The following is a 7,149-nucleotide window of genomic DNA, read 5'->3' on the forward strand; positions in this document are numbered from 1 at the left end:
CGGCGAGGCGTGAGCCGCCGCCCCCGCCGCCAGGCGTGGGCTACCTATGGACGGGCCGGTCGGACACGGATCGCCGTGGCCGACCGGCCCGGTCCCACCTCCAACCAGCCGGTCGAACCGTTTTGAACCGGCACTTTCGCGCCGTCACGGAGCGGGCCCGGGCGGGACCGAGGACGTGCCTTATATCCCACCTTGTGGCGAGACGCCCAGCCAGACGCGGCGCTCGCCTATGCTGGCGCCATGATGAACGAGCTCCAGGTTCCCGGCGAGGCAGCCGGCTGGCGTCAGCACCACGCCGCCCAGCAGCCCCATTACCCGGACCCGCAGGCGCTCGCCGACGCTGCGGCGGACCTGCGCACCCGGCCCCCGCTGGTATTCGCCGGTGAGGTGGACTCGCTGCGCGAGAAGATGGTATCGGCATCGCAGGGCCGGGCATTCGTGCTCATGGGGGGAGACTGCGCCGAGTCATTCCATGACAACACCGCCATCAACATCCGCCTGAAGCTGCAGACCATCCTGCAAATGGCCGCGGTGCTCACCTACGGAGCCTCCACCCCGGTGGTCAAGATCGGGCGCATGGCGGGCCAGTACGCCAAGCCGCGCAGCTCGGACACCGAGACCCGTAACGGCGTCACTCTGCCCTCCTACCGCGGTGACTCGGTCAATGACCACGCCTTTACCGCCGAGGCCCGCATCCCCAACCCGCAGCGGATGGTTGACGCCTACCTGCGCGCCGGCACCACCCTGAACCTAATTCGCTCCTTCACCATGGGAGGCTACGCGGACCTGCGGGAGGTCCACTCCTGGAACCGGGGTTTCACCGCGAATCCCGCCTACAAGCGCTTTGAGTCCTTCGCCGGGGAGATTGACCGGGCGATGCGCTTCATGGAGGCCGCCGGCGTGGACTTCGAGGCCTTGCGCCAGGTCGACTTCTACGCCGCCCACGAGGCCCTCCTGCTGGAGTACGAGGACGCCATGACGCGTGAGGACTCCCGCAGCGGACGCCTTTACGACACCTCCGCCCACTTCCTGTGGGTGGGGGAGCGCACCCGTGGCGCCGACGACGCCCATGTGGCCCTGCTGGCGGGCGTGCACAACCCGGTGGGTGTGAAAATCGGCCCGACGACCACCCGCGAGGAGCTGCTGTCCCTGATCGACCACCTCAACCCCGAAGGCGACCCCGGTCGGCTCAGCCTGATCACGCGTATGGGTGCTGACCGCATCCGGGATGTACTGCCGGAGCTGGTGGAGATCGTCCGCGCCGATGGCCGACCGGTCACCTGGATCACCGACCCCATGCACGGCAACACCATCACCTCGGAAAACGGCTACAAGACCCGTCGCTTCGACACGATCATGGATGAGGTCCGTGGCTTCTTCGAGGTACACCGGGCCCTGGGTACCGTGCCCGCGGGCATTCACGTGGAGCTCACCGGGGACGATGTCACCGAGGTCCTCGGCGGTGGGGAGCACATCGACGAGGCCGGGCTGGCGCGCCGTTACGAGACCCTCGTGGATCCGCGGCTGAACCACCAGCAGTCACTGGAGATGGCCTTCGAGGTTGCGGAGATGCTGCGCGGCTGACGCCAACCGCTAAAACGACGGCGCTCAGGGGCGGCAGGCCCGTGGGCGCCGTCGCCCGGTTGTGCCAGGCGGTCGCCTCGGTTGTGCCAGTCGGGGGCTCAGAGCCGCCGCTCCGGCTCAGCGCCGATCAGACCACGTTCAAGGTTACTTTCGAGCCCTTCCGCACGCTTTCACCCGCAGCCGGATCGGTGGAGTGCGCCGTGCCGAACAGGCCACCCAGGACCCGGGACACCTCCACCTCCAGGCCGACTTCCTGGAGCGCCGCCGTGGCCTCCTGCTCGCTCATGCCGGCGACGTCCGGCACGTTCACCATCTCCGGGCCCTTGGATACCGTCACGTCCACCGCGTCACCGTGGTAGTAGCCCTCCGCGCCGGATGCAGGGCTGGAGGAAATGACCAGCCCTGAGGCGACGTCGTCGGAGAACGCCTCCGACTGCGTACCGAGCGTGAGCCCGGCCGCTTGCAGCGTAGTGGTGGCGTCGTCAACGCTCATGCCGGTGACATCCGGGACGACGGCGGGCTGGCGTCCCAGCGACACCACGATCGCGACCGCCGAGGAGTGGTTCACGGTTGTGCCCGCAACCGGTTCGGAGGAGATGACCATGCCGGATGCGACCGAGTCTGAATAGGTCTTGGTGACGGCGCCGAGCGACAGCCCTGCGTCCGTGATCGCGGTGGTGGCGTCGTCCTGGCTGGAACCGACGACGTCGGGAACGGTCTTCTGCTCAATGCCACGGGAAATCACCGGGGTGACTGCCTCTCCGGGGTGCATGCGGGTCGCGGCCTCGGGGGAGGAGGAGATCACCGAGTCCGCGGGCACTGTGTCGGAATAGGCGCGAGTGGGGGCGCCCCAGACCAGTCCCGCCGACTCGACTAGCGCCTGCGCCTCAGCAGCGGTCATCCCGGCGATCTGCGGCACCGGGACCGTACGCCCCGGACCGGCACCGAAGTACCAGGCGCCTGCGCCTCCGGCGGTCAGCAGCACCAACCCGGCGGCAACCAGTGCGCGCCGACGCGGGCGGCGTGCGGAATGCCGGGCTACCCTCGCGGTCTCCTCCTGCGACCCGGCCCGCACCGCCTGGCGGCGGTCCAGCGCACGGGTGGTGCCGTCGCGGGACTCGGAGTCCTCGTCCGGGGCTATGGAGCCGATGGGCAGGGACACCGTGCGCAGGCCGGCGCCCGGGGTGGCCGCGTCCGCGGGGACCTGGGCGTCGTCAGGCTCGCTCGCGTCGCCGTCGGCCGCCAGCATCGCGGTGTGGGCGGCCTCGGCATTGGCCGCCAGCACCTCCTGGGTACGCACCGAACCGGTGGCCCCACCGCGTTTGACCGCCAGCTCCGCGTCGGACAGGGCGGAGACGACCTGCCGCAGTCGGCTCAGTGCCGCGTCGGCGTCGGCCAGCCGCTCCTCTGGCGCCCGGCGGGTCATCTGTGCTACCAGGGCGTCAACGCTCTGCGCCAGGTCGGGCAGGCGCTCCGACGGCGCGGGCACGTCCTCATGAACGTTGCGGAAGGCGATCTGGATGGGAGTCTCCGCAGTGAAGGGCTGGGCGCCGGTGAGTAGCTCGTACAGGATCACGCCCACGGAGAAGACGTCTGCGCAAGGGGCTGAGGAACCGGTGGTAATCAGCTCCGGCGCGAGGTAGGCGACCGTGCCCAGGACGTTCCCGGTGGTGGTCTGGGTGACCTCCGTGACGGCGCGAGCAAGGCCGAAGTCGGCGACCTTGGCTACCGACCCGTCGGCGGGCAGCAGCACGTTCTCCGGCTTGACGTCCCGGTGCACCAAGCCGGCGCGGTGAGCGGCCCCCAGGGGCCGGAGCACCTGGGCCGTCAGCCCGAGCGCCTCCCTTACAGTCAGGGGACCTGCCGCGATGAGGTCACGCAGATTGGGGCCCTCCACGAGCTCCATCACCAGGTAGGCGACGCCGTCTAGGCTGCCCTGGTCGTATACCGCCACCACCCCGGGGTTGGACAGTCGGGCTGCCGCTCTGGCCTCGCGCCGGAACCGGGCCACGAAGTCGGGGGAGTCGGCCAGGTGCGGGTGCATGAGCTTCAGCGCTACCAGACGATCCAGGCGGCGGTCCTGCGCCCGGTAGACGGTGGCCATGCCCCCACGGGCCACCCGGTCGACGATCTCATAACGAGCGTCGACCAGACGGCCGATGAGAGGATCCTTGCTCACGGGGCCGAGTGTACGGGCCTCACGGGCACCCGGTGCATTACGCCGCTCGGCGGTACGTGCTCAATAAGACACTGGAACCGCTTGGGACGCGGATTGGGCGCTAGCTGCGGCGGGAGGTCAGAACCTCCGCCAGGGCGGTCAGTGACTGCCGCGCGACGTCATTCAGTGTGGCGGGCGAAGCCGCCAGGGCGCCCAGGCCGGCGGCGGTGTGGCTCGCGATCTCCTCCTCGTGCGCCGTCAGGGCGCCGCAGTCACGGATAACCTCAGTGGCCGCTGCGATGTCCTCATCCGCGGCGGCATGGCCCCGTGACAGCACCCGGGTCAGCAGGGCGCGGTCGGCGTCACTGCACCGCTGCCAGGTCAGGGCCAGCAGTACTGTGCGCTTGCCCTCGCGCAGGTCATCGCCCGCCGGCTTACCGGTGAGGGACGGATCGCCGAAGACGCCGAGGACGTCGTCACGCAGTTGGAAGGCGATTCCGATCTCCTCCCCGAACACCTCCAGCACCCTGAACAGCTCACTGTGCGGATCCACGCCGGCCAGCAGCGCCCCGACTAGCAGCGGGTACATCACTGAATAGCGCGCGGACTTGTGCCGCACAACCGCGAGCGCGGCCCGGTGCATGGCGGCACCCGCCTGCACCGGTTGCGCGGTGGGGGCAGGCAGGGGAAGTACCTCGTGGTGCACGTCCAGGAACTGGCCCACGGCGACTTCCGTGGTCATGGCGTCGAAGGCGTCCCGGCCGGCTCTGCCGGCGCAGGGGCCACAGGCGGCGGCCGCCGCTCCCATTTCTGACGCGGCGGCCGACATGAGCAGGTCGCCCAGGAGGATCGCGGCGCTCACGCCATAGTTTTCCGCCGCGCCGCGCCAACCGTTCTCAAGGTGGCGGGCCGCAAACCGGCGGTGTGCGGAGGGCAGACCACGGCGGGTGTCTGCGGCGTCGATCACATCGTCGTGAACAAGTGCGCTGGCCTGATAGAGCTCCAGCGCGGCGCCCAAATAGGCGGCGGTAGAGCCGGTGAGCACGTCCTCACGCCTGGGTGGCTCGGGGCGGCTCTCGTCGCGATTGCCGCTACGGCACCCGCCCCGGCCGCGGTCGCCGGAAGCGGCGCCGTCCTGAGTCAGCAGCGCCAGGCCCACGGCGCCCAGGACCGCACGCATGCGCTTGCCGCCGGACACCGCGGTGGCGGCGGCGTCGAATAGGTCGTCCGCGGCACCGGAAGGATCGTGCCACCGGGCGCGCAGCTCGCCCAGAACGTGCTCGAGGCGCGCATCGACGGCGCTGCGTACCAGTGGCAGCAATGCATCAACGTCGGTCATGCCCCCAGGCTAGATGATTGAGTCCGGCCCGCGGGGAACGGTGCTGCGCTTGTGGCGGGCACGGGAGCCGGGCGTGTGGTGCGCGGGCCGTTCGCGAGTGCCGCTCGGCGGGCTGCCGGGTGCCTCTGGCGGCAAGCCGGAGACGTGCCGCGGGAATAAGACGCGCCGTCTGCATCGTTGTCCCTTCTGCCGGTGGCGGATGCCGAGTCCTGTCCGAGCCTCCCGCGGTGCGGCGCGCACGCCTGCGGAACCGTTTGGATTCCTCGCGTAGACTTCCGCAGGGCTCTGTGCGCCCCTCCGGCTCAACCGTCCGCCCGTGAAAGGAAATCCGTGGCTACTTCCACAGTTGCTCCTACTCCCACAACCAGGCGGGAGCGCGTCGAACTCGCTGACGACGTCGACGAGGTCCTTGACGGCAACCAGGACGTCGACCTCGACGAGGAAGACGACCTGGACGCAGAGGACGACCTCGACGCCGAGGATGACGACGAGGCCGACTACGACGAGGACGACTACGCCGACGCGGATGACGTACAGGACGTAGATGAGGACGACGTCGACACTCAGGGGGACGACGCCGCCCCCGCCCCCGAGCTGCGCGACTACTACCTGGATGTCTCGCTGGAGGAGAACGGCGACGGGACCAAGCGGCGCCCCTTCAACACACCTGCAGCCCTGAAGGACGTACAGCTGGCCCCCGGCGCCACGCTGTTCGTGCGCAGCCGCACCGTGGTTGAGGGGCTGGAGATCTCCGGCGACGGCACCCTGGAGGAGCCGATCACCCTGGCCCCCTACGGGCATGGGCCCGTGCCGCGTTTCATTGTCCCCGGCGAGGAGGAGCCCGTTGTCGCACGTGAGTTCCTGACCAAGAACGGGTACATCTTCCGCGGCTGGGTCATCAAGGGCATCAAGATGAGCCCCTCAATCGCGGCACTGACCGGTGAGCTGGAGCGCATGCGCCGTGAAGAGGCCGAGAAGGCGGCGGGCAAGAAGACCAAGAAGTCCAAGGGCGAGAAGAGCAAGGACGGCTCCTTCACGGTATCGGACTCAGACGAGGGCGACGAGCCCGCACAGAAGGTCGTCACCGCCGGCGCCACTGCGGACCCGGTCAAGGACTACCTCAAGCAGATCGGCAAGGTCGCCCTCCTCAATGCCGCGCAGGAGGTTGAGCTGGCCAAGCGCATCGAGGCCGGCCTGTACGCCGAGCACCTGCTGGCCACCGAGGGCAACGACCTGGACGCCAAGTACCGCCGTGAGCTGCACTGGGTGGCTCAGGACGGCCAGCGCGCCAAGAACCACCTGCTGGAGGCGAACCTGCGCCTGGTGGTCTCCCTGGCCAAGCGCTACACCGGCCGCGGCATGCTCTTCCTGGACCTCATCCAGGAGGGCAACCTCGGTCTGATCCGCGCGGTGGAGAAGTTCGACTACACCAAGGGCTACAAGTTCTCCACCTACGCCACCTGGTGGATCCGCCAGGCCATCACCCGCGCCATGGCGGACCAGGCGCGCACCATCCGCATCCCCGTCCACATGGTCGAGGTCATCAACAAGCTTGCCCGTGTGCAGCGGCAGATGCTGCAGGACCTGGGCCGCGAGCCCACCCCGGAGGAGCTGGCCGTCGAGCTGGACATGACGCCGGAGAAGGTCGTAGAGGTGCAGAAGTACGGGCGCGAGCCCATCTCCCTGCACACTCCGCTCGGCGAGGACGGAGACAGCGAGTTCGGTGACCTGATCGAGGACTCCGAGGCGGTCGTACCGGCCGATGCCGTCAGCTTCACCCTGCTGCAGGAGCAGCTGCACGCCGTCCTGGACACTCTGTCCGAGCGGGAGGCGGGCGTGGTGTCCATGCGCTTCGGCCTGACCGACGGCCAGCCCAAGACCCTGGACGAGATCGGCAAGGTCTACGGGGTGACTCGCGAGCGGATCCGCCAGATAGAGTCCAAGACCATGAGCAAGCTGCGCCACCCCAGCCGCTCCCAGGTGCTGCGCGACTACCTGGACGACTGAGCCGCGGGCCAGCTGCTCAGCGCACCGCCCGGCCGCCCCGGAACCGCCCGGTTCCGGGGCG

General features: G+C 69.4%; 4 protein-coding genes. 2 read left to right on the forward strand and 2 right to left on the reverse strand.

Annotated features, from left to right (window positions below; all coding sequences use genetic code 11):
• Positions 1-243 precede the first annotated feature (243 nt).
• Positions 244-1,584: a 3-deoxy-7-phosphoheptulonate synthase class II gene (locus GZ997_RS10820; RefSeq protein ID WP_161925345.1), complete on the forward strand. Its 1,341-nt coding sequence runs from the start codon at positions 244-246 to the stop codon at positions 1,582-1,584.
• 127 nt (positions 1,585-1,711) lie between these two features.
• On the opposite strand, the gene pknB is transcribed toward GZ997_RS10820, so the two are convergent.
• Positions 1,712-3,763 (reverse strand): Stk1 family PASTA domain-containing Ser/Thr kinase, encoded by a 2,052-nt coding sequence (gene pknB, locus GZ997_RS10825; protein ID WP_161924229.1) that lies wholly within the window; start codon positions 3,761-3,763, stop codon positions 1,712-1,714.
• A 100-nt stretch (positions 3,764-3,863) separates the two neighbouring features.
• A complete protein-coding gene (locus GZ997_RS10830; protein ID WP_161924228.1) occupies positions 3,864-5,081 on the reverse strand; it encodes a polyprenyl synthetase family protein in 1,218 nt (405 codons plus the stop codon).
• A 330-nt stretch (positions 5,082-5,411) separates the two neighbouring features.
• On the opposite strand from GZ997_RS10830, the gene GZ997_RS12845 reads away from it, so the two are divergent.
• Entirely contained in the window at positions 5,412-7,088 is a 1,677-nt protein-coding gene (locus tag GZ997_RS12845) for an RNA polymerase sigma factor (RefSeq protein ID WP_161924227.1), read from the forward strand.
• Positions 7,089-7,149: the final 61 nt, after the last annotated feature.

Source organism: Actinomyces sp. 565, from assembly GCF_010365615.1.
In the GTDB taxonomy this organism is placed as follows: domain Bacteria; phylum Actinomycetota; class Actinomycetes; order Actinomycetales; family Actinomycetaceae; genus Actinomyces.

Coding starts and splice junctions, on each gene's coding strand:
- GZ997_RS10820 (WP_161925345.1), top strand. CDS start 244: ATGAACGAGCTCCAGGTTCCCGGCGAGGCAGCCGGCTGGCGTCAGCAC.
- GZ997_RS10830 (WP_161924228.1), bottom strand. CDS start 5,081: ATGACCGACGTTGATGCATTGCTGCCACTGGTACGCAGCGCCGTCGAT.